This is a genomic window from Telmatospirillum sp. J64-1, assembly GCF_006980715.1.
Classification (GTDB): domain Bacteria; phylum Pseudomonadota; class Alphaproteobacteria; order Rhodospirillales; family Magnetospirillaceae; genus Oleiliquidispirillum; species Oleiliquidispirillum nitrogeniifigens.
The window spans coordinates 1-20,952 of record NZ_SBHN01000013.1 but is presented as its reverse complement, the minus strand read 5'-3'; the positions used below and the strand labels follow the sequence as shown (position 1 = coordinate 20,952).

At 66.1% G+C, this 20,952-nt stretch carries 17 protein-coding genes and 1 pseudogene; 5 read left to right on the top strand and 13 right to left on the bottom strand.

Going from position 1 to position 20,952, the window contains the following annotated elements:
* The first annotated feature begins 12 nt into the window (after positions 1 to 12).
* Positions 13 to 1,200 (top strand): FIST N-terminal domain-containing protein, encoded by a 1,188-nt coding sequence (locus EPD66_RS13240; RefSeq protein ID WP_142848994.1) that lies wholly within the window; start codon positions 13 to 15, stop codon positions 1,198 to 1,200.
* A gap of 9 nt (positions 1,201 to 1,209) precedes the next feature.
* A pseudogene (gene thpR, locus EPD66_RS13235) lies at positions 1,210 to 1,578 on the top strand (RNA 2',3'-cyclic phosphodiesterase); the annotation flags it as partial.
* Between the two features lie 189 nt (positions 1,579 to 1,767).
* Here thpR and EPD66_RS13230 read toward each other — a convergent pair.
* The 6 genes from EPD66_RS13230 to ftsE all read right to left on the bottom strand — a co-directional run bounded on the left by EPD66_RS13230 (position 1,768) and on the right by ftsE (position 10,319).
* Positions 1,768 to 5,241, bottom strand: a complete 3,474-nt coding sequence (locus tag EPD66_RS13230; RefSeq protein ID WP_142848993.1) for an LAGLIDADG family homing endonuclease — start codon at positions 5,239 to 5,241, stop codon at positions 1,768 to 1,770.
* A 206-nt stretch (positions 5,242 to 5,447) separates the two neighbouring features.
* The gene (locus tag EPD66_RS13225) at positions 5,448 to 7,049 is read right to left on the bottom strand and encodes an EAL domain-containing protein (RefSeq protein ID WP_185961407.1); all 1,602 of its coding nucleotides are present in this window, start codon (positions 7,047 to 7,049) and stop codon (positions 5,448 to 5,450) included.
* A 315-nt stretch (positions 7,050 to 7,364) separates the two neighbouring features.
* On the bottom strand, positions 7,365 to 8,102 hold the full coding sequence (locus EPD66_RS13220) for a 1-acyl-sn-glycerol-3-phosphate acyltransferase (RefSeq protein ID WP_142848991.1): 738 nt from the start codon (positions 8,100 to 8,102) through the stop codon (positions 7,365 to 7,367).
* Positions 8,099 to 8,764, bottom strand: coding sequence for a YdcF family protein (locus tag EPD66_RS13215; RefSeq protein ID WP_255448481.1), 666 nt, complete (start codon positions 8,762 to 8,764; stop codon positions 8,099 to 8,101). The genes EPD66_RS13220 and EPD66_RS13215 overlap by 4 nt, the downstream gene beginning before the upstream one ends.
* A complete protein-coding gene (locus tag EPD66_RS13210) occupies positions 8,761 to 9,663 on the bottom strand; it encodes an ABC transporter permease (RefSeq protein ID WP_142848990.1) in 903 nt (300 codons plus the stop codon). Before EPD66_RS13210 ends, EPD66_RS13215 begins: the two co-directional genes overlap by 4 nt.
* Positions 9,663 to 10,319, bottom strand: coding sequence for a cell division ATP-binding protein FtsE (gene ftsE, locus EPD66_RS13205; RefSeq protein WP_370511881.1), 657 nt, complete (start codon positions 10,317 to 10,319; stop codon positions 9,663 to 9,665). Before ftsE ends, EPD66_RS13210 begins: the two co-directional genes overlap by 1 nt.
* A gap of 152 nt (positions 10,320 to 10,471) precedes the next feature.
* On the opposite strand from ftsE, the gene EPD66_RS13200 reads away from it, so the two are divergent.
* Positions 10,472 to 11,488, top strand: coding sequence for a DUF3426 domain-containing protein (locus EPD66_RS13200; protein ID WP_142848989.1), 1,017 nt, complete (start codon positions 10,472 to 10,474; stop codon positions 11,486 to 11,488).
* A 374-nt stretch (positions 11,489 to 11,862) separates the two neighbouring features.
* Here the strand turns inward: EPD66_RS13200 and EPD66_RS13195 are convergent, their stop codons facing one another.
* The 4 genes from EPD66_RS13195 to argH all read right to left on the bottom strand — a co-directional run bounded on the left by EPD66_RS13195 (position 11,863) and on the right by argH (position 17,257).
* A complete protein-coding gene (locus tag EPD66_RS13195) occupies positions 11,863 to 14,244 on the bottom strand; it encodes a TIGR02302 family protein (protein ID WP_142848988.1) in 2,382 nt (793 codons plus the stop codon).
* 69 nt (positions 14,245 to 14,313) lie between these two features.
* Positions 14,314 to 15,615: a diaminopimelate decarboxylase gene (gene lysA / locus EPD66_RS13190; RefSeq protein ID WP_142848987.1), complete on the bottom strand. Its 1,302-nt coding sequence runs from the start codon at positions 15,613 to 15,615 to the stop codon at positions 14,314 to 14,316.
* Positions 15,616 to 15,635: 20 nt separating this feature from the next.
* The gene (locus EPD66_RS13185) at positions 15,636 to 15,845 is read right to left on the bottom strand and encodes a lipoprotein (RefSeq protein ID WP_142848986.1); all 210 of its coding nucleotides are present in this window, start codon (positions 15,843 to 15,845) and stop codon (positions 15,636 to 15,638) included.
* Positions 15,842 to 17,257, bottom strand: a complete 1,416-nt coding sequence (gene argH / locus EPD66_RS13180; RefSeq protein ID WP_142848985.1) for an argininosuccinate lyase — start codon at positions 17,255 to 17,257, stop codon at positions 15,842 to 15,844. The genes EPD66_RS13185 and argH overlap by 4 nt, the downstream gene beginning before the upstream one ends.
* 30 nt (positions 17,258 to 17,287) lie before the next feature.
* Between argH and EPD66_RS13175 the strand changes: the two genes are divergently transcribed.
* On the top strand, positions 17,288 to 17,884 hold the full coding sequence (locus EPD66_RS13175) for a TlpA disulfide reductase family protein (RefSeq protein ID WP_142848984.1): 597 nt from the start codon (positions 17,288 to 17,290) through the stop codon (positions 17,882 to 17,884).
* Between the two features lie 19 nt (positions 17,885 to 17,903).
* Positions 17,904 to 18,458, top strand: coding sequence for a TlpA disulfide reductase family protein (locus EPD66_RS13170; RefSeq protein WP_142848983.1), 555 nt, complete (start codon positions 17,904 to 17,906; stop codon positions 18,456 to 18,458).
* 6 nt (positions 18,459 to 18,464) lie between these two features.
* Here EPD66_RS13170 and EPD66_RS13165 read toward each other — a convergent pair whose 3' ends face one another.
* The 3 genes from EPD66_RS13165 to EPD66_RS13155 form a co-directional block, all read right to left on the bottom strand.
* Positions 18,465 to 19,226, bottom strand: a complete 762-nt coding sequence (locus EPD66_RS13165) for a phosphatase PAP2 family protein (protein ID WP_142848982.1) — start codon at positions 19,224 to 19,226, stop codon at positions 18,465 to 18,467.
* A gap of 109 nt (positions 19,227 to 19,335) precedes the next feature.
* A complete protein-coding gene (locus EPD66_RS13160) occupies positions 19,336 to 20,208 on the bottom strand; it encodes a 3-hydroxybutyryl-CoA dehydrogenase (RefSeq protein WP_142848981.1) in 873 nt (290 codons plus the stop codon).
* A 39-nt stretch (positions 20,209 to 20,247) separates the two neighbouring features.
* Positions 20,248 to 20,952, bottom strand: a 705-nt coding sequence (locus EPD66_RS13155; protein ID WP_142848980.1) for an FAD-binding protein, incomplete at its 5' end; no start/stop codon positions are given.

Here is a 20,952-nt window from a genome sequence, read left to right as displayed (position 1 = left end):
AGGCGGAGGAGAATGCCCGACCCCTTCAAAGCTTCATCCTTTCGTGCCGACGCATTGGACGGCGAGGCCATTCATTGGGGATTGGCCGCCAAGACCTGCCTGCAAGGGCTGGGCGAGCTTTCGCCCGCCTATAACCTGGGCTTCCTCTACGTCACCCAGGCCTTCGCTCCCGATCTGGGCAGCATCCTGACCTTCCTGCGTGCGACCACGCGCATCCAGGACTGGGTCGGCGCGGTGGGGCATGGCGTGCTGGCGCCCGGCCAGGAATACCAGGACGGCGCGGCCATCTCGGTCATGGTCGCCGCCCTGCCCGAAGGCTCGTTCCGCGTCTTCACCGGCCTGACCGCCGCCCCCGAACCCTTCCTCAGCCAGAACGAGGAATGGATGGAGCACAGCCTGCCGGTGGTCGGGCTGGTCCATGGCGATCCGTCCAATCCCATGCTGCTGGAATTGCTGGCCGGGCTGTCCGCCGGCGCCCAGGGCAGCCTGGTGGGCGGGCTGACCGTGACCGGCGACTTCCGCTCGCAGGTGGCGGGCAACGTGACGGGCGGCGGATTGTCGGGGGTGATGTTCGGCGCCGACATTCCCGTCGTCACCGGCCTGACCCAGGGCTGCTCGCCCATCGGCCCGATCCATTGCGTCACCGAAAGCCTGGAGGACGTGGTGATGAGCCTGGACGGCCGCCCGGCCCTGAGCGTCCTGAAGGACGAAGCGGGCGACCTGATCGCCCGCGACCTGCGCCGCGCGGCGGGCTACATCCATGTGGCCCTGCCGCTGGACACTCCTCCCCCGCCCGCCGTCCGCGTCAATGCCGCCCCGCCGCAGCGGCCCGAGGCACCGACCTATGCGGTCCGCAGCCTGACCGGCATCGATCCCCGGCGCGGCTGGCTGGCGGTCGACGACCGGCTTCAGCCCGGCGACCGCATGATGTTCGTGCGCCGCGACCCCAACACCGCCCGCCAGGACCTGGAGGACATGCTGGTCAAGCTGAAGGAGAAGGTCAACGGCCACCCGATCCGGGGCGGCATCTACGTCTCCTGCATCGCGCGCGGCGCCCACATGTTCGGCCCCGGCAGCGTCGAGACCGCGCTGATCAGCGAGACATTGGGGGATTTCCCCATGGTCGGCTTCCATACCAGCGGCGAAATCAGCAATGATCACCTGTTCGGCTATTCGGCGGTGCTGACGCTGTTTCTGTAGGGAGAGAGGATGATCAGGCTGTTCGTCGGGCTGGAGCTGCCCGAAGAAGCGCGCGAGAGACTGGCGGAACTGGAATCGGGCATCCCCAACGCCCGCTGGGTCGAGGACACGAACCTCCACCTCACCTTGCGCTTCATCGGCGAGGTGGAGGAGCCGCTGGCCGAGGAAATCCACGATTCCTTAAGCGAAATCACCGCCCCGGCCTTCGATCTGGAAATCCGCGGCGTCGGCAGCTTCGACAGCGGCCGCCGCGCCCGCTCCCTCTGGGCCGGGGTGGTGCGCTCGCCCGAACTGGTTCATCTGCGCGACAAGGTGGAATCCGCCGTGGTGCGGGCCGGCCTGCCCCCGGAATCCCGCAAATTCGCCCCCCATGTCACCCTCGCCCGCCTGAAGGACGCCCCCATGCAGCGGCTCCAGGCTTTCCTGGCGGCCAACAACCTGCTCCGCCTGCCCCCTCTTCCCGCGTCGAGCACTTCACCCTGTTCCGCAGCCATCTCGGCCGCTCCGGCGCCGTCTACACGGCGGCGGCGATCTATCCGCTCGGGTGAGAAACCTGCGCGCTTTCCCTCACCCGCATTTGGAATAGCCGCAACTGGTGCAGGTGTCGCAGCCTTCCTGGCGCAGCAGCGAGGGCTGGCCGCATTTGGGGCATTGCGCGAGCTTCGTCCGGTTTGCCTGGAGGGTGACGATCCGCTGGTCCTGGGGCGGCGGGTTGGATTCGCCGGGATTGGCGAGGAAACCGATGGCGGTCATGTGGCGCTCGATCACCTCGCCGATGGCGGCCAGCAGCGAAGGCACGTAGCGCCCGCCCATCCATTGCCCGCCGCGCGGATCGAACACCGCCTTCAATTCCTCGACCACGAAGGCCACGTCGCCGCCGCGCCGGAAGACCGCCGAGATCATGCGTGTCAGCGCCACCGTCCAGGCGTAATGCTCCATGTTCTTCGAGTTGATGAAGACCTCGAAGGGGCGGCGGCGGCCATCCTGGATGATATCGTTGATGGTGATATAGAGGGCATGGTCGGAATCGTGCCAGCGCAGCTTGTAGGTCGCGCCCGGCAGCGCCTCGGGGCGATCCAGCGGCTGGGTCATGTAGACCACGCCGGATTCATATTCGTCCTCGGCCCGTACCCGGCGGGTCTCGGCCTCGAAGGGCAGTTCCGGCTGGACCACCAGCGTGGTCTTCCGGGCCTCCTGTTCCTTCCGGGGCTTCTCTTCCGCTTCCTTCCTGACCTGCAACACGGCCCCGGTGACGTCGTTGGGACGATAGGTGGTGCAGCCCTTGCAGCCCAGGTCGTAGGCCTGCCGGTAGACGTCCTTGAAGGCCTCGAACGAGATGCTTTCGGGCAGGTTGATGGTCTTGGAGATGGAGGAATCGATGTATTTCTGCACCACCGCCTGCATCACCACATGGTCGGAGGGCGACAGGGTCTGGGCATCGACGAAATAATCCGGCAGTCCCCCGTCTCCGGCCATGCGGCGATAGAGGCGATAGGCGTAATCCGTCACCTCCTCGTCGCGCCGCGAGCCGTCGGGCTGGAGCACGCTGCGCGTATAGGCGAAGCTGAAGACCGGCTCCAGCCCCGAGGATACGTTGTCGGCGAACAGCGAAATGGTGCCGGTCGGCGCGATGGAGGTCAGCAGCGCGTTGCGGATGCCATGGGCGCGAATCGCCTCGCGCACATCCTCGTCCAGTTCGCGGACGGTCTCGCCCGCCAGATAGGGTTCGGCATCGAAAAGCGGAAAGGCGCCCTTCTCGCGGGCCAGATCCACCGAGGCCAGATAGGCGGCCCTGCGGATGGCCGCCATCCATGTTTCCGTCAGCCGCACCGCCTCGCCGCCGCCATAGCGCGCCCGGCACAGGATCAGCGCATCGGCCAGGCCGGTAACGCCCAGCCCGATCCGCCGCTTGGCGAAAGCCTCCCGCCGATGCGCCTCGAGCGGGAAGTTGGACACGTCGATCACATTGTCCAACATCCGCACGGCGGTCTTCACCAGCGCCGACAGTTTGTCCAGATCGATCCCGGCATCGGGCGCGAAAGGCTTCTCCACCAGCTTCGCCAGATTGACCGATCCCAGCAGGCAGACACCATAGGGGGGCAGCGGCTGCTCCCCGCAATTATGGACCAGCAGCCCATTGGCATCGAAAGCATTGATGCCGGGGATCTGCACATCGAAGACCTCCTCCTCGCCATCGGCACCGAGGCAATCGATGGTGGCGATGAACGCCTCGCGATTGAGGGCCCGGCGGTAATTGGCCAAGCTGGCGGCAAGGCGGGCTGACTTCTCGCTATCGGCGAAACCGATCTTCTCGGCGAAGAGGACGATATTCTCTCCGCTTATCACCAACTCATGCTGGGCCGCGCAATCATAGGCCTTCATCCCGCCCTTGCCGTCGGGCAGGGCACGGGATGCCGCCAAACGACGGTTCCGGTAGAGGCTGCAGGCGATGCCCAGGCGTAACAGCATGCGCTGAACCGCGCGCAGAAGGTCCAGGTCGCTTTGCGCCAGGCGGAGGCTGACTCCCTTCTGCTGGCTGCCCTGGACGCTGCCATCGGCATCGAAAAGGCCGCGCAGGAATCCCCGGTAGAAATCGCTGGAACAAACTTCGACGGCAGGGGTGATGGTCTTGCGCGCGGGCGACAGGCCCAAAGCCAGGGCCAAGCGACGCAAGGCCGCCAGGGACAGCCGCCATTCCCCCCGGCCCGGCACCTCCATCCAGCTCACGAAATCGCTGCGATGGGGCATCCGCCGGGCGGCTTCCAGGGCTTCCTCCATGACGGCGGCGATGCCCGGCCGCTCCCAGCCGCCATTGACGGCCAAGCGGCCGGGCCAGACGCTGAGGACAGCCTTGTCCTCTTTCAGCGTGCCGTCCCCCACCAGCAAGCCCAGCAGATAGCCCTCGGCCCTACCATGCGCGCCGGGCCATTCCGCCTGGCCGCGGTGGTCGTTGAGCATGACCCGGTCGCCGGGGGCAAGCTCCCCCGCCTTGGCCCAGACGGTGTCCAGGCGATACCGCGTTTTCTCCACCACCTTGCGCAGCGGGTGGTCGTCGGTCAGGCGCAGCAGATGGCCCTCCCGCGTCGTCAGACGCAGGACCGGCTTGCGACCCGTGGAGAAGAATCCCTGGGGGCCGGATTCATGGGCGCCGCCATTGACGATGGCGGTGAAGGGGCGCCCCACCAATTCCCCCACCCGGCGTGGTCCTTCAGCGGTCTGGACCCAGGTATCGGCGGTGAGGCAGGGATTGGTCGCATGAATATTTTCGACATACCAAAGATTATTCCGCCGGTTGATGCGGTCGATGAAGATCACGCCCGGTTCGGCATAGGCATAGGTGGCACGCATGATCCTGTCCCACAGGTCGCGCGCCTTGACGGTGCGGTAGGTCCGGCCGCCGAAGACGAGGTCCCAGTCGCGGTCCTGCTCCACCGCGTCCATGAACGCATCCGTGACCAGCACCGACAGGTTGAACATGCGCAGCCGGCCCGGCTCCTGCTTGGCCTCGATGAAGCTTTCGATATCGGGATGGTCGCAGCGCAAGGTCGCCATCATCGCCCCCCGGCGGGAACCGGCGCTCATGATGGTGCGGCACATGGCGTCCCAGACATCCATGAAGGACAGCGGGCCCGAGGCATCCGCCCCCACGCCCCTGACCACCGCGCCCTTGGGCCGCAGGGTCGAGAAGTCGTAGCCGATGCCGCCGCCCTGCTGCATGGTCAGGGCCGCTTCCTTCAGATGCTCGAAGATGCCCGCCATGTCGTCGGGGATGTCCCCCATGACGAAGCAATTGAACAGGGTAACCCTGCGATCCGTTCCGGCCCCGGAAAGAATGCGCCCGGCGGGCAGGAACTTGAAGCCGTCCAGGATGTCGTAGAATTCGGCTTCCCAGCGGACGGGATCGGCTTCGGGCTGGGCCAGGCTGCGGGCGACACGGCGCCAGCTGTCCTCGATGGTGGCGTCCACCGGCTGGCCTTCAGGCGTTTTCAGCCGGTACTTCATATCCCAGATCTGCCGGGAAATGCCTGTCCCCTGCCTCATGTCCGCCCTCCGCAGCTAGAGTGAGGCTCCTAAGTGTAGGTCTTGGGCAGGGGGTGGGTCAAGAGCCCTTGTTCCTATTTTGTTTCCACAGACTCCGATGCGCCCTGGGACTGGTGTGTCCCGATTCTTCCCCCGCTTTCCCGGTTTTCCACAGTTGTGGAAAAGTCTGGGGACAAACGAACGTCCACAGAGTTTTCCACATATCCTCAAACCCCCGTCCGCCCCGCCCCCGGAAGACCGGCCTGCGGGATGCCCCCGTCCGCGAGCAGCGCCCTGATCTCCCGCGCGGCCAGCGGTTTAGCGAAGTGAAAGCCCTGGGCGTAATGACATCCGAAGGAATGCAGAATCTCAGCAGCCGCGTCATCTTCCACGCCTTCCGCCACCGCCGCCAGTCCCAATTCACGGCAGAGCAGGATCGTCGATTTGACCATGGCCCTGTCCCGCATGTCCTGGCTCATATTGCGGATGAAGCTCTGGTCGATCTTGATCTGGGTGGCGGGAATCTTCTTCAGATAGGCCAGCGAGGACATCCCCGTCCCGTAATCATCCACATGCAGTTCGATCCCTGCCGCGGCGATTTCCTGCATGGAGGCGAAGACATCGCAGGACGGATCGGCAGCCGCGCTTTCCGTGATCTCGATGGCCAGCGGCCGGGGCTGGAGGGGAGCGATGCGCGTCACCAGCCGGGCGGCGAATCCGGGGTCCATCAGGTTGCGCACGGAAACATTGACCGAGACGTCCAGGTCGATTCCCGACTTCCGCCATTCCAGAACCTGCGCCACCGCCAGATCCACGACATGCAGGGTCAGGTCGGCCATGATCGGGGAATATTCCGCAAGCGGGATGAACTCCGAGGGCGGGATGTTGCCCCGCCTGGGATGCGTCCAGCGCAGCAGGGCTTCGCATCCTCCGATCCGGCGGTCGCTCAGCCGGATCTTCGGCTGGAACAGGAGATGAAGCTCGCCATTGTCGATCGCCTGCCGCAGCTCTCCCAGCAGGGAAAAGCGATGGCGCCGCTCATTCTCCCTTTCCTCGGAGAATTCCAGATGCGCCACCCCCTCCTCCGCCGCCAGTTCGGCAGCGGAAAAGGCCCGGCGGATCACGTCATTGGCCGTATCCCCCGCCTGCACGACGGCCGTCCCGAAAGAAGGGCGGAGATAGAAGGAAGTGCCGCATGCCTTGACGGCGGCGCTCATGCTCGGGGCGAGGTCCGTACAGGGATTGGGTGCGCCGAGCAGCAGGTAGCCGCCCGTCTTGATCCGGAAGACGGGCAATCCTCCGGCCTTCTCCCGCATCCGCTCGACCGCCGCCACTTCCACGCTTGCCGCCGTCGCATCCCCAAAGACGCCGGTAAGGCGGAAGATGTCGTTGAATACCATGGCGCGGACGACCGTTCCGTCGGCCAGATGCGGGAATGCCTCGCGTTCGAAGCGCATCCGCGTCGGCAGCCCCGTCAGGCCGCAACGCAGGGAGGCCAGCGACTGGCGCGCGGATTGGTGCCGGGCCGCCTGGAACAGCTTTCCGGCCACCCCGCCGACGAAGAGGAAGAAGACGCCCCGGATGAGCCAGCTATGCAGCGGCTGGCGCGTGCCCGTCGCCACGTCGAAGGGCATCAGCGGCCCCAGCATCACGGCACAGAGCAAGGCGACGCAGACCCCGCCCCGGGGTCCGTACAGGAAGGCGCCGAGAATGATCGGGAAATAGGCGAGATGGGTATAGGCGAACTTGCTCCCGCCGGACAGATAGACGACACCGTACACGACGACGAGCAGCACGGCGACGGCGGCTGGAAGAACAATATTCCGCACCGTCCCTTCAAGGGAAACAGGCAGGAATAAAGAACTTGGCTGAGGGTGCTGCATGCGCCCCCCTTCACGGTCTGTAAAAGCCAGATAACGCGGGATAGAGGTACTCCGGAAAGTCTCGGACCCATCTTGTTAAGTCCGAGCAACACCCTAGGATTTTAGGGAAGGAACCTCTCCCCTGGCAACCTGCCAAAGGTCAGCATTACAGACCGAAGGACATACGCATGCATGCAGCCAGGCAGCCCTTCCCAGGGCCGCTCAGACGCTGCGCGGGCTTATCGCATTTATCGTTCCGGCACCGTCGGGACGAAAGCTGCCCTAGCCTTGCACCAAGGACGGGAAACGGCGTTCGGCTTCTTCCTTCAGGGCGGTCGAACTGGCTTCGATGCGGCCCTGGACTTCCGCGACGACCTGGCGGCGATCCAGGTTGCGCGGCAGTTCGGGCAGGAATTCCAGGGTAATCGTGCCGGGCTTCTTGAAGAAGCTGAGCCGCCCCCAAAACAATCCCGAATTCAGCGCCACCGGCACCACCGGCACGTCCAGGCCATAGAGCATCGCCACGCCCGAATGATAGGGCTTGGTCTCGCCCGGTGCCGTGCGGGTGCCTTCCGGGAAGATGATGACCTGGCGGCCTTCGGCGACCGCCTCGCGCGCGCCGTCCAGCATCGAGCGCAGCGCCTTGGCCCCTGCCTTGCGGTCGATGGCGATCATGCCGGTTTTCTTGAGATACCAGCCGAAGAAGGGAATCGCCGTCAGTTCCTTCTTCAGGATATAGGCCGGATCGTCGAGCAGCGTGTGGAAGACCAGCGTCTCCCACATGGATTGATGCTTGGCGACGATCAGGCAGCCGCCCTTGGGCAGGTTCTCGCGCCCACGCACCTCATGCCGCACCCCCGCCGTGACCGCCAGCAGCGCCAGCACGCCCCTGATCCAGAACCGCGCCGCCTCGACCATCCAGCGCCGGGGTGCCAGCAGCAGCGGCAGATAGAGGAAGGCGAGCGGCACCGTCCACAGATAGAAGGCGATGGAAAAGGCAATCGAACGCAGGGCGGTCATCCAGGTGGGTTCCCATGGTCAATCAGCTTGTGGCGCAGGAAGGCCGCAAGATACTTGGTGTATTCGGTCGCGAGAAGATGGGCCGTGCCGGGCCAGCGCCACCATTCATCCCGCTTGAACTGGTCGGGGAAGACGGGATGGGGGATCAGCCGCACGCCCGGCATGGCGCGGCGGAATTCCATCAGGCTGCGGCGCATGTGGTAATTGGCGGTGACCACGCGCAGCGAATCATACCCTTCCTCGACCATCCAGGCGGCGGTTTCCGAGGCATTGCCGATGGTGTTGTCGGCGGCATAGCCCAGCACGACGCAGCAATCGGAATCGATGTTGCGGCCTTCCTCGAACAGGCTCAGCAATTCGGTCATCTCGACGTCGCGATGAACGCCCGAGACCAGCAGCTTGCGCGCCTTGCCCTCGGCCAGCAGGGCTAGGCCGGTGCGCACCCGGTCGCTGCCGCCGGTCAGCACGACGATGGCGTCGGTCGCCGTCGTCTCGTCCTCGACACGGTCGGGAATGTCGGCGGCGAACCAGATCAGCCCGGCCAGCCAGAGCAAGAAAAGGAACAGGCCGACCGCCAGCACCGCCAGGACCAGACGACGCAAGGCCCCCCAGCCCGAGCGGGCAGGCATGATCTCGCCCTCCATCCCGGCTTCGTCCTTCATGGCATCCGCGCGAGGCTCCGCAACACGGTGAAGCGCGCCGTCACCATGGCCAGCAGCGCCGCGATCCAGGGCAGCACCAGCAGCATCACCCACCCCGTCCAAGGCATCGACAGGTCGGGCAGCAAGCCGCCTTCCAGCCGCCGCGCCGCCCAGCCGACCATCCCCAGGGCCGGCGCCGCCAGGGCCAGCCCCAGCAGGCCGCCGGCCAGTCCCAGATTGAAGGCACGTTCGGCGAATTGCCGGGCGATATAGGAATCCTGCGCACCGATCATGTGCAGCACGTTGATCACTTCCTGATGGACCGCGAGGCCGGTGCGGGTGGCATAGATCACCGTCGCCGACGTCACCCCGCCGATCATCAGCACCACCGACAGGGCCAGCATCTCGACCGTACGGCTGAGATTGACCAGGCGCGACAGCCAGACCCGGTGGTCGTCCAAGGTCGCACCGGGAACGGAAGCCTTCAGCGTCTCGGACAAGGCGTCCAGGTCCACGCGCTTGGAGGGATCGACGGTGACGTCGATCAGCAAGGGCAGCGGCAGGTCCTGCAGCAGCGCCGTGTCCCCCAGCCAGGGTTCCAGCAATTGCAGGGTGCGGGTCTTGTCGATGGAATGGGCCGACAGCACGCCCGGCGTCGAGCGCAGCAGCCTGACCGCCGCCTCGACCCGTTCCCGGGTGCGGACCTCGGAATCCACGGCATTGCCGGGGGCCGGAGCGACCTGCACCGTCAGGGTGCCGGAGACATCGCGGTCCCAACGCTCGATCACCCCGCCCAGCACGAAGACGCCCGCCAGCGATACCGCGGACAGGAAGGTCATCAGGGCCACCAGCCAGGGCAGGAAACGGCTGGTGGCGTCGTCCTTCAGCGGCAGGTCGGAACGGCGGCGGAAGAATAGCATCACACGCGCTCCACGCGGCCGCGCTCGATATGCAGGCGCGGATGGTTGAAGCGCGAGACCAGGGCCTCGTTATGGGTGGCGATGACGATGGTCGTGCCCAGGCGGTTCAATTCCTCGAACAGATAGAGCAGGCGCATGGCGATGTGATCGTCCACATTGCCCGTCGGCTCGTCGGCGAGCAGCAGGTCGGGCCGGGCGATGACCGCCCGGGCGATGGCGACGCGCTGCTGCTGCCCGCCCGACAGGGTCGGCGGCTTGGCATGCAGATATTCCGACAGGCCGACCCAGGACAGCAATTCCGGCACATGCTTCTGCACCTCGGATTCCCTGGCCCCCGCCACGCGCAAGGGCAGCGCCACATTGTCCAGGGCGGAAAGATGGTCGAGCAGGCGGAAATCCTGGAACACCACCCCTACGCGCCGCCGCAAGGCGGGCATCTCCGCGCGCGGCAGGCGGCTGATATCCTGGCCGAACAGCCGGATACGGCCGGACGAGGGACGGGCCGCCAGATAGATCAGGCGCAGCAGCGAGGATTTCCCAGCCCCCGACATGCCGGTCAGGAAATGGAAGGATCCCGCCGGCAGGGCGAAATTCACGTCCTGAAGGATCTCCGGCCCGCGTCCATAGCGCAGCCCGACCTCCTCGAACGTCACCACGCTCTCTGCTTGATTGGACCCCTTTTGACGCACTGCCCCCACTCCTTAGACCCAGGCAGGATTACATTGCCCACGCAGCTCCGTCCAGCACGCGCTTGTGTTGGGCTGACGCAAACTCTATAAGAGAAAGACTTTTGGTTGGTTAGCAGCGCATGCATATTCTCTGTCCGCAGTGCGAGACTCAGTTCTCAGTCCCCGATACCGCCCTTGGGACCAAGGGACGGAAGATGAAATGCGCCAAATGCGGCCATGTCTGGCATCAGGCGCCGCTGAACGCGGCTGCGCCCGAGGAAGCCGAACCGGCCGCCGTCCCGCAGCCGGAACCCATGGCCGAGGCGATGGCCGAACCGCAGGCCGAATTCGCGCGCGACGCCTTCGCCACCTCCGACGACCTCGCCACCTCCGGCTATTCGGAGGACAGCGTGCAGGCCGACGACTTCCGCCTGGACGACCTGCCGCTGGAAATGCCGCCCAGCGGCGACGACCCGGCAGAAGATAAGAACACCACCGAAGATTTCGACTTCAACCTCGATTTCGGCGACGGACCCGAGGAAAGCGACGAATTCAGCCAGTCCATCGCCGGCGAGGGCGCGGACAAGGCCGACGAGCTGGATCTCGACCTGGACCTGGACGGCACGGACCCGCTGCCCGAGGTCTTCACCACCCCCCAGGCCGCCACCAAATCCAAGGCCCAGGACAAGGGCAAGAAGAAAGGCGGCCTGATCGCCGCCTGCGTCAGCGTGCTGCTCCTGGGCGGCGCGGCTGCCGGTGCCTGGTTCTTCCAGGACCAGATCGTCCGGGCCGTTCCCGCCGCCGAAAGCCTGTACCGCAGCGCCGGCCTGCGCCAGGAACAGGTGGGCGCGGGCCTGCGCTTCCAGGATTTCCATCCGGAACGCGTCCGCCAGGAAGGCGGCAGCGAAGTGCTGGTGGTGCGCGGCGTCATCGCCAATGTCACCGACCGCCCGCGCGACCTGCCGCTGATGCGCCTGGCGCTGTTCGACCGCAGCGGCACGCTGTTGCAGGAAAAAGTGGTCCGTCCGCCCGTTCCCGGACTGGAAGCCGGCGCCACCACCACCTTCCGCCTCAGCCTGGACGAACCCCATCCGGACTCGACCCGCTTCGAGATCACCTTCGCCCGCGCGGAAGACGGCGTTCAGCCGACGAATTGAGGTCACGGTGGCGGGGCCTGCTGGGCTCCGCCCGGCCCCGCCGAGGGCCTTCTCTCGGAACTCCCTTCCCTATTTCCGTCGCTCCCGCGAAAGCGGGAGCCCATGCTAGGGTTCATGGCGATGTGAGCCCCGCCAGAGATGGATGAAGTAGCTCCATGGACTCCCGCTTTCGCGGGAGTGACGAGGAAAAAAGGGTTTCTCAGCAGTCTGTTGAAATTGGGCCGCAAAGGGCTCGACGCCACGCCCCCACAGCCTTGGTGCCCTTGGTGCCTTGGCGGCATCCTGCAGCAGGAAGAAACCACCAAGGCACCAAGAAGCCGCTACAGCCACGGGCTTACGCAAGAAATCACCGCGGGAAAGGGAACCCCTCCCGCTCAGAACTGGCGCAGCAGGCGATGCAGGTATTCGCGTTCGTCCGGGCCGCGCTGGGGCTCGCCGGAGCGGCGGCGGAGTTCGTCGAGGATTTCGTGGGAGCGGCGGATTTCCATTTCCTCGGGGATACGCACGGTGCCGTCATCGGTCGGGCCGGGCTGGCGCATGCGGCGGCCCAGCGGGTCCTGCCCCTGGCCCGGCATGCTTTGCCCCTGGGCCAGTCCCGGCCCCATCTGGCGTGACAAGGCCTGCATGGCCTGCTGCGCACCCTCGCGCAGATGTTCCAGCGCCTCGCCCTGGAAGCCCGAGGCCTCGCCGGGGCGGTTGCTCTCCAGGCTGCCGGTGGCCTCGCGCATGGCCTGTTCCGCATCACCGAGGGAAGACGGGATCTCGCCCATGGACTCGCCCAGCTGGCGCATCATTTCCCCCAGTTCGCGGCGCAGTTCCTCCTGGCGCGCGGCCCCGGCCAGGTTTTCTTCCTCGGCCATTCCGCCTTCGCGCGAGCGGCGATAGCCTTCATCCATCAGTTCCTGCTGACGCCGCGACAGGTCCTGCAAGCCCTCCATGGCCTGCATGGCCTGACGCATTTCCTCGGTCATCTGCTGGGGCTGGGCCATGCGCAGATTCTGCATCATCTCGGCCAGGTCGTTGAGCATCTGGCGGGCCCCCTCGCGGGCGCCGGTCTGGGACAGATCACGCAATTGGTCGAACATGGCCTGCATGTCCTCGGGGCGCAGCACCTGATCGGCGGCGAATTGCTCCGCCGGCATGGGCTCGGCGCCCTGGCGCATCATCTGCTCGGCCATGGCCTGGAGATAGTTCTCGGTGGCCTGCTGCAACTGGTCCACCAGCCGCTGCAATTCCTCGGCGGTGGCGTCGCGGTCCAGCGCCTCTTCCAGGGCCTGGACGGCACGTTCCAGTTCGGCCTCGGCATCGGCCAGATCGCCCTCCTCGATACGCAGGGCGGCGTGCCACATCAGGTCCATGGCCCCGTCGATACCGGCCTGCCCCGGCTGGTGCTGAAGACGATGGCGGGCGGTGCGCAAGCTCAGATAGGCGCGCAGGTCATGGCCGTAGCTTTCAGGCATCAGCGAGATGTCGTCCAGCCGCACCGCCACCTGGCGCCGCGCTTCGGGCGTTTCCGACAGCAGGCGGCGCTGTTCGATGATGGCGCGGGCGACGGGATGGGTGAACTGGCGCTCCGGCAGGGTGATCTGCTGGGCCTCGCTCTCGCCGCGCTGGCCCAAGGCATCCTCGGCCACCAGATGCAGGGTGACGGGAAGCCCGGCCCAGGGATGGGCGGTCAGGTCCTGCCAGGAAGACAGGCGGAAGCCGCGCGCCGCCTGTCCCTGCGGGACGTTCAGCTCGACCGAGATATTCCGCTCCTCCTGGCGGCCGTCCTGGCGGCGCACCACCAGCCAGGCAGCGGTCACGCCGTAATCGTCGGAGGCCTCGTAGCCCACCCGCAAGCGGCCCCGCTCTCCCGTCTCGGGGCGCCCGGCGAAGGCGATATCGGGCGGCACGTCCTGCACCACCGCCACCGGCCAGTCGGCCAGGATGGAACGGCCCTGCGAGATGCGCAGACGGCTGCCCTGTTCCAGCACCATCTCGATCCGCTGGGTGCCGCCGCTTCCCAAGGCGGTGAAATCGCCCTTCACGCCGTCCAGCACGTCCAGCCGCGCCTGCCCCTTGCCGCCCTCGACCATGCCCAGCAGGCGACTGCCCGCCGGCACCGCCAGTTCCGCCGGCTCGCCCCGGGCCTGCTGCTCCTCCGGGAGGGGTTCCAGCAGGATCGGCGGACGGCCGGTATAATCGGGGGGCGTGATCCAGACCTGCAAGCGGCCGGGCTCGGCGGCGAGGAAGGGAATGGTCGGCGTCACGGCCCGTTCCAGGCGCGGCATGGCGCTGCCCCAGGTGCCGAAGACGGCCACGAAGACCGCCAGCAAGGCGGCGGCGCGCAGGCCCAGCGGATCGCGGCGGGCCATGCGCGGATCGGGCAACCCCACCCGCAGACTGCGGGCGGCTTCCAGGGCGCGGCGGCGATGGGCTTCCCACAGAGAGCGGGAGACGGGATCGTCCTGCCCGGCGGCCAGGTCGTCGGACAGGGCGGTCAGGGGATGGTGGGACAGGCCGCTGTCGCGCTCGACCCGGCGCAAGGCGGCTTCGTCGCGCGGTTCATGACGGCGGACCTGGCGGATGGCCCGCAGCAGCAGGCCCAGGAAGGTTCCGGCGAAGGCCAGCAGCACCAATCCGTGCAGCCAGCCCGGCAGGAGCGGCAGGACATCGAACAGGGCCACGGCCAGGAAGACCAGGGCCACCCCGAAGGGCGGCCACATGGCCGGCCACAAGGTCTCCCACCACAGCACGAAGCGTGCCTGGCGCAAGCGACGCCCGATCCGACCGTGATCGGGATTCTCTTTCCGCTGAGGGGCGCCGCTTCGAGTCAAGGGACCTCACATGGTGCCGGTGGACCTTTTCCTGCCGACGGAACCGCCTTCCATCCAATCCGGCAGGCTTTCCAGCGACAGCATCTCTTCGTATGTGGGACGCGCGCGCACGATGGCAAACCTGTCCGCCTTGACCAATACTTCCGGGATCAACGGGCGGGTGTTGTAGGTCGAGGCCATAACCGCGCCATAGGCGCCGGCCGAGCAGATGGCCATCAGGTCGCCCGCCTTCACCGGCGGCAGGGCGCGCTGCTGGGCGAAGGTATCGCCGGTCTCGCAGACCGGGCCGACCACGTCGATGGGCACCAGCGGCACACCGGCCTTGGGCTCGTCCACCGGCTTGATCGCGTGATAGGCGTCATAGAGCGACGGCCGCATCAAATCGTTCATCGCCGCGTCCAGGATGGCGAAGCTGCGCGTGGCGCCTTCCTTCACATAGATCACGCGGCTGACCAGGATGCCGGCATTGCCGACGATCAGGCGGCCCGGCTCGAAGACCAGTTCGCAGCCCAGGTCGCCCAGGGTCTCGCGCACCATCTGCGCATAGGCCTCGGGCTGCGGGGGGATTTCGGAATCATACGGAATTCCCAGACCGCCCCCCAGATCGAGGCGGCGAATATTGATGCCGTCGGCACGAAGAATGGCGACCAGATCGCGGACGCGGCGGAACGCCTCGCGGAAGGGCGTCAGGTCGGTCAGCTGCGAACCGATATGGCAGGCGATGCCCATCACTTCGATCCCCGGCAGGGCGGCGGCGCGGCGATAGACCTCGTGGGCGCGGGTCCATTCGATGCCGAACTTGTTCTCCTTGCGCCCCGTGGTGATCTTGGCATGGGTGCCGGCATCCACGTCGGGATTGACGCGGATGGCGATCGGCGCCTTCTTGCCCGCCGCCAAGGCGGCTTCGTTCAGGGCGTGGAGTTCCGGCTCGGATTCCACATTGATCTGCATGATCCCGACATCAAGGGCCAGCGCCAGCTCGCGGCGGGTCTTGCCGACGCCCGAGAAGACGATGCGGTCGGCCGGAACACCGGCGGCCAGGGCTTGGCGCAGCTCGCCTTCCGACACCACGTCGGCCCCCGCCCCCAGATCCGCCAGGGTGCGCACCACGGCGATGTTGGAATTGGCCTTCATGGCATAGCAGATGCGGGCATTCAGCCCGGCGAAGGCATCGCGGAAGACGGTGAAATGCCGCTCCAGCGTCGCCGTCGAATAGCAGTAGAAAGGCGTGCCGACGGCAGCGGCGATGCGCGCGATGGCGACGTCTTCGGCGTGAAGCTGGCCGTAGCGGTATTCGAAATGATTCATGATCTTCTTTGCTCAGGGCTTCAATAAGCTGGCCGGGGCTGCTGGTGGGTGTCGGGAACCGGCGGCGTCGGCATCGTCTGCTCGCGCGACGGCACGGGATGCTGCCGCGCGCCCTCGGGATAGCTGCGCGGATAGACGCTGCCTTCCGGCGGGTTCAGCGGCCCGACCCGGCCGCAGGCCGCCAGCATCAGGGCGGCCAGGGCGAGGGCGAGACAGGATACGGGCCTCACAGGAAACGCTCCCGCGCGGCCTTGGCCTGGGCACGCACATTGTCCGGCGCGGTGCCGCCGAAACTGGTGCGGCTGGCCGCCGATTTCTCGACCCCCAGCACGGTGAACACATCCTCGGTGATGCGCGGCTCGACGCCCTGCATGTCGGCGAGGCTCAGGTCCTCCAGGCCGCAGCCGCGATCCTCGGCCAGCTTGACGATGCGCCCGGTGACATGGTGCGCCTGGCGGAAGGGCATGCCCAGCACGCGCACCAGCCAATCGGCGATATCGGTGGCGGTGGTGAAGCCGGCCCCGGCGGCGGCCTTCAGCACGTCCTCGTTGACCGTCATGTCGGCGATCATGCCGGTCATGGCGGCGATGCACAATTCCATGGTCTCGGCGGCTTCGAAGACCGGTTCCTTGTCGTCCTGCATGTCCTTGGAATAGGTCAGCGGCAGGCCCTTCATGACGATCAGCAGCGAGTTCAGGTCGCCGATCACGCGGCCCGCCTTGGCGCGGACCAGTTCGGCGGCATCGGGATTACGCTTCTGCGGCATGATCGAGCTGCCGGTGGTGAAGCCGTCGGACAGGGTGACGAAGCGGAACTGGGCCGAGGTCCAGATCACCAATTCCTCGGCCAGACGCGACAGATGCACCGCACAGATCGAGCTGGCGGCCAGGAATTCCAGGGCGAAATCGCGATCCGACACGCCGTCCAGCGAATTGGCGCAGGGACGATCGAAGCCCAGTTCCTTGGCCGTCATGTGGCGGTCGATGGGGAAGGAGGTGCCGGCCAGGGCGGCGCTGCCCAGCGGGCTTTCGTTGAGGCGGCGGCGGGCATCGGCAAGGCGCGAGCGGTCGCGGCCGATCATTTCCACATAGGCCAGCATGTGATGACCGAAGGTCACCGGCTGGGCCGCCTGGAGATGGGTGAAGCCCGGCATGACCGTGGCGGCATGCTGTTCGGCGCGCCTGATCAGCACCTCCTGAAGCCCCTTCAGCGCTGCTTCCATGCCGTCGATAGCATCGCGCACCCACAGGCGGAAGTCGGTCGCCACCTGGTCGTTGCGCGAGCGGGCCGTGTGCAGGCGCCCGGCCGGTTCGCCGATGATCTGGGCGAGACGGGATTCCACGTTCATGTGGATATCCTCGAGTGCCGCCGAGAATTCAAAGCTGCCGCTCTCAATCTCTTGCAAAACCTTCTCAAGGCCGTCCAGGATGGCCTCGCCATCTTCCTTGGCGATCACGCCCGTCGCCATCAGCATCCGGCAATGCGCCTTGGACCCGCGGATATCCTGGGCATAAAGGCGCTTGTCGAAGTCGATGGAGGCGTTGATCCGTTGCATGATGGCGGAGGGTCCGCCTTCGAAACGGCCGCCCCAGATGGAGCTGGCTCCGGAATTCGTCGTGGCGGCGTTGTTCTTAGCGGTCATCGGCTCTTCTTCGAGATCTGGAACACAAGGATGGAATGCGCATTGAAGGTCTTCGCCTCCGCCGCCCTCATCGCGGGCGGCTTGGCCGCCGCACCAAGCACGGCTTGGGCGGGAGGGTACACAATTCCTCCCCTCTCCGAAAGCAGGCTCGACATCACCACGGTCAATAGCGGCATACATTTCGCCGAACTCGGGAAACGCCGCCAGGTTCCCGACATCACCGTCACCGATCCGTCGGGCGCGGCCATCCGCCTCAACCTCTTCCGGGGCCGCACCGTCCTGCTGCATTTCTGGTCCAGCACCTGCGGCCCCTGCATCAAGACGCTGGCCGGGCTGGACCATGTGCAGCAGGTCATGGGCGGACCGCGCTTCCAGGTCATGGCCGTCTCGGTCGATCCCGGCGGCATCGCCGCGGCCCGGTCCTTCCTGCGTCAACAGAAGGTCGAAAACCTGCGACCCTATGCCGATATAAACGGCACGGCGGTCAGCGCCATGTATCTGCGCAGCCTGCCCACCAGCTTCGTCATCGACGCCCAGGGCGGACTGGCCATGCTGGTGGAAGGCGCGACGAAATGGGACAGCCCCGAGATCATGGCCCATATCCAGGCCATCGCCACGGGGCAATAACGAAAAGGGAGAAGGAAGAATGAAGCGGGCTGTGGTCGTTCTTGCGGTTCTGGCGGCACTCGGTGGTTTTTCGGCCTACGCCGTCTCGCGCCTGCCCAGCCCCGGCAGCGTGGAAGCGGCCACCCCGACCGTTCCCCAGGGCCAGCGCGAGACCGCGCCTGCCGTCGCCTTCACCGGCCCACAGGGTGAGCCGATGACCCTGGAAGACTTCCGCGGCCAAGTGCTGCTGGTCAATTTCTGGGCCACCTGGTGCGCCCCCTGCGTCAAGGAGATGCCGTCGCTGGACCGCCTGCAGCAGCGCCTGGGCGGCGACGGCTTCCAGGTCCTGACGCTGTCCCAGGACCGCCAGGGCCTGCCGGTGGTACAAGACTTCTTCGAACGCCAGCAGCTGACCCACCTGCCCGCCTATCTCGACCAGGATGGCTCGGCCGGGCGTGCCCTCGGCCTGCAAGCCCTGCCCACCACCTATCTGATCGACGCCGAGGGCGCCATCGCCATGACCGTCCTGGGCGAGCGGGACTGGGATTCGCCGCAGATGATCGAAAAGATCAAGGCGGTGATGGAGCAGTCCTGACCGCCCCTATTCCGCCGCCCTGCGCGCCGGGCAGGTCAAGCACAGCCCCGCCTGGGCAGGATAGGGATGCTGAAGATAGCCGCGCGCCTCGAACCAGCGGCGCATCAGGATCGCCCCGGCGATGCCGATGAAGGAGCCCATGGCGACGTCCGAAACGAAATGGACGGTGGTGGCGAAGCGGCTGACGGCCACCAGCACCGCCAGGAAGGCCCAGGCCAAGTTGTAGCGCGGGCAGATCACCATCAGCGCGGTCATGGCGGCCCAGATGGCTTGACTATGCCCCGAGGGATAGGAATTCGCCGCCAGCGTGAACATGGAAAAGCCGTAGAGCTCGTCATGAAACAGGAAGCGCGGGCGCCAACGCCCGACGATCAGCTTGACCAGGTTCACGAAGATGCCCGACAGGGCCATGGTAAGGAAGAAATAGGCGCAGAGCCGGGCGCGGTAGAGCAGGATCTCGCGGGCCGGCAGCATCAGCGCCATCATCGCCCGCAAGCGGAAGAAAACCCACAGCAAGGCCGACGGAACCAGCCAGTATTCGGCCAGCCCGACCTCCGTCACGATCTTGAAGAAGCCCTGGATATTGCCGCCCATATTGGCCTTGAACCACAAGGCCACGGGCCGGTCGATGACGACCATGCTGAACAGGCTGAACAGGAGGACTGCGATGAAACCGGCGGTCAGCGGATAAGAACGGGAGAAGGACACGAGGTCCCGCCTGACGGCATGGAAGCGGGTGGTCAGGTCCAGGGAAAGCGGCCGGTCCAAAGGCTATTCCTCTTCTGTCGGAAGGCGGCCAGGAAATGGAGAACCCCGTGTCTCGTTCAAGAGGCACGGGGTCCTTGTCAAAAAGAATTCCCAAAGCGTCCGCTTGCCCTCAGCGGGTGGGGACGGGCTTCTCGCCGGTATAGTCGTAGAAGCCGCGGCCCGTCTTGCGGCCCAGCCAACCGGCTTCGACATATTTCACCAGCAGCGGGCAAGGACGGTACTTGGTATCGGCCAGACCGTCATGCAGCACCTGCATGACCGCGAGGCAGACATCCAGGCCGATGAAGTCGGCCAGTTCCAGCGGCCCCATCGGATGGTTGGCACCCAGCTTCATCGCGGTGTCGATGGCATCGACCGAGCCCACGCCTTCGTACAGGGTATAGACCGCCTCGTTGATCATCGGCAGCAGGATGCGGTTGACGATGAAGGCCGGGAAATCCTCGGCGCTGACCGGCTGCTTGTTCAGCTTCAGGGTCATTTCCCGGATGGTGGCGAAGGTCTCTTCGCTGGTGGCGATGCCGCGGATCAGTTCGACCAGCTGCATCACCGGCACCGGATTCATGAAATGCATGCCCATGAACTGGGCGGGGCGGTCGGTGGCGGCGCCGAGACGGGTGATCGAGATGGAAGAGGTGTTGGAGGCGACGATGGCTTCGGGCTTCAGCACCGGACAGAGCTTGGCGAAGATCTGCTTCTTAATGCTTTCGTCCTCGGACGCCGCCTCGATCACCAGATCGCAGTCCTCGAAGACATTGTAGTCGGTCGAGGTCTTGATGCGGCTCATGGTCGCGGCCTTGAGTTCGGCCGAGATCTTGCCCTTCGACACCTGACGGTCGAGGTTCTTCTCGATGACACCGAGCCCGCGCGAAATCTGCGCCTCGTTGATGTCCACCAGCTTCACATCGAAGCCGGACAAGGCGCAGACATGGGCGATACCGTTGCCCATTTGGCCGGCACCAATGACGCCGATTTTCTGAATCATGCTAGGGCTCCGTGTCTTAAAGTCTCGCAGTGGAAGACGTTATTTCTTGTCGAGTTCCGACGCCAGTTCCGGCAGGATCTGGAACAGGTCGCCGACGAGTCCGTAATCGGCGACCTGGAAGATGGGCGCCTCTTCGTCCTTGTTGATGGCGACGATGATCTTGGAATCCTTCATGCCGGCGAGGTGCTGGATGGCGCCGGAGATGCCGACGGCGATGTAGAGTTCCGGGGCGACGATCTTGCCGGTCTGGCCGACCTGGAGGTCGTTGGGGACGAAGCCGGCATCGACGGCGGCGCGCGAGGCCCCGACGGCGGCGCCCAGCTTGTCGGCCACGGCCTCGAGCAGCTTGAAGTTCTCGCCCGATTGCATGCCGCGCCCGCCCGAGACGATGACCCGCGCGGCGGTCAGTTCGGGACGTTCCGACTTCGACAGTTCCGAGCCGACATAGGACGAGGTGCCGGGATTGTCCGCCGCGCCCGCTTCCTCGATGGCCGCCGCCCCGCCGCCGGCGGAGGCCGCCTCGAAGGCGGTGGCGCGCACGGTGATGACCTTCACCGCATCCTTGCTCTGCACGGTGGCCATGGCGTTGCCGGCATAGATGGTGCGCACGAAGGTGTCGGGGCTCTCGACGGCGACGATCTCCGAGATCTGCGCGACGTCGAGCAGGGCGGCGACGCGCGGCAGGAAGTTCTTCCCGAAGGTGGTGGCAGGCGCCAGGATGTGCGAATAGCCCCCGGCCAGCTT

What these genes read in the sequence shown, in the direction of transcription:
- EPD66_RS13200 (WP_142848989.1), top strand. Translation starts at nt 10,472, where the DNA reads ATGCATATTCTCTGTCCGCAGTGCGAGACTCAGTTCTCAGTCCCCGAT.
- EPD66_RS13175 (WP_142848984.1), top strand. Translation starts at nt 17,288, where the DNA reads ATGGAATGCGCATTGAAGGTCTTCGCCTCCGCCGCCCTCATCGCGGGC.
- EPD66_RS13240 (WP_142848994.1), top strand. Translation starts at nt 13, where the DNA reads ATGCCCGACCCCTTCAAAGCTTCATCCTTTCGTGCCGACGCATTGGAC.
- EPD66_RS13220 (WP_142848991.1), bottom strand. Translation starts at nt 8,102, where the DNA reads ATGACCGCCCTGCGTTCGATTGCCTTTTCCATCGCCTTCTATCTGTGG.
- EPD66_RS13210 (WP_142848990.1), bottom strand. Translation starts at nt 9,663, where the DNA reads ATGCTATTCTTCCGCCGCCGTTCCGACCTGCCGCTGAAGGACGACGCC.
- argH (WP_142848985.1), bottom strand. Translation starts at nt 17,257, where the DNA reads ATGACCGCTAAGAACAACGCCGCCACGACGAATTCCGGAGCCAGCTCC.
- lysA (WP_142848987.1), bottom strand. Translation starts at nt 15,615, where the DNA reads ATGAATCATTTCGAATACCGCTACGGCCAGCTTCACGCCGAAGACGTC.
- EPD66_RS13215 (WP_255448481.1), bottom strand. Translation starts at nt 8,764, where the DNA reads ATGAAGGACGAAGCCGGGATGGAGGGCGAGATCATGCCTGCCCGCTCG.
- EPD66_RS13230 (WP_142848993.1), bottom strand. Translation starts at nt 5,241, where the DNA reads ATGAGGCAGGGGACAGGCATTTCCCGGCAGATCTGGGATATGAAGTAC.
- EPD66_RS13160 (WP_142848981.1), bottom strand. Translation starts at nt 20,208, where the DNA reads ATGATTCAGAAAATCGGCGTCATTGGTGCCGGCCAAATGGGCAACGGT.
- EPD66_RS13170 (WP_142848983.1), top strand. Translation starts at nt 17,904, where the DNA reads ATGAAGCGGGCTGTGGTCGTTCTTGCGGTTCTGGCGGCACTCGGTGGT.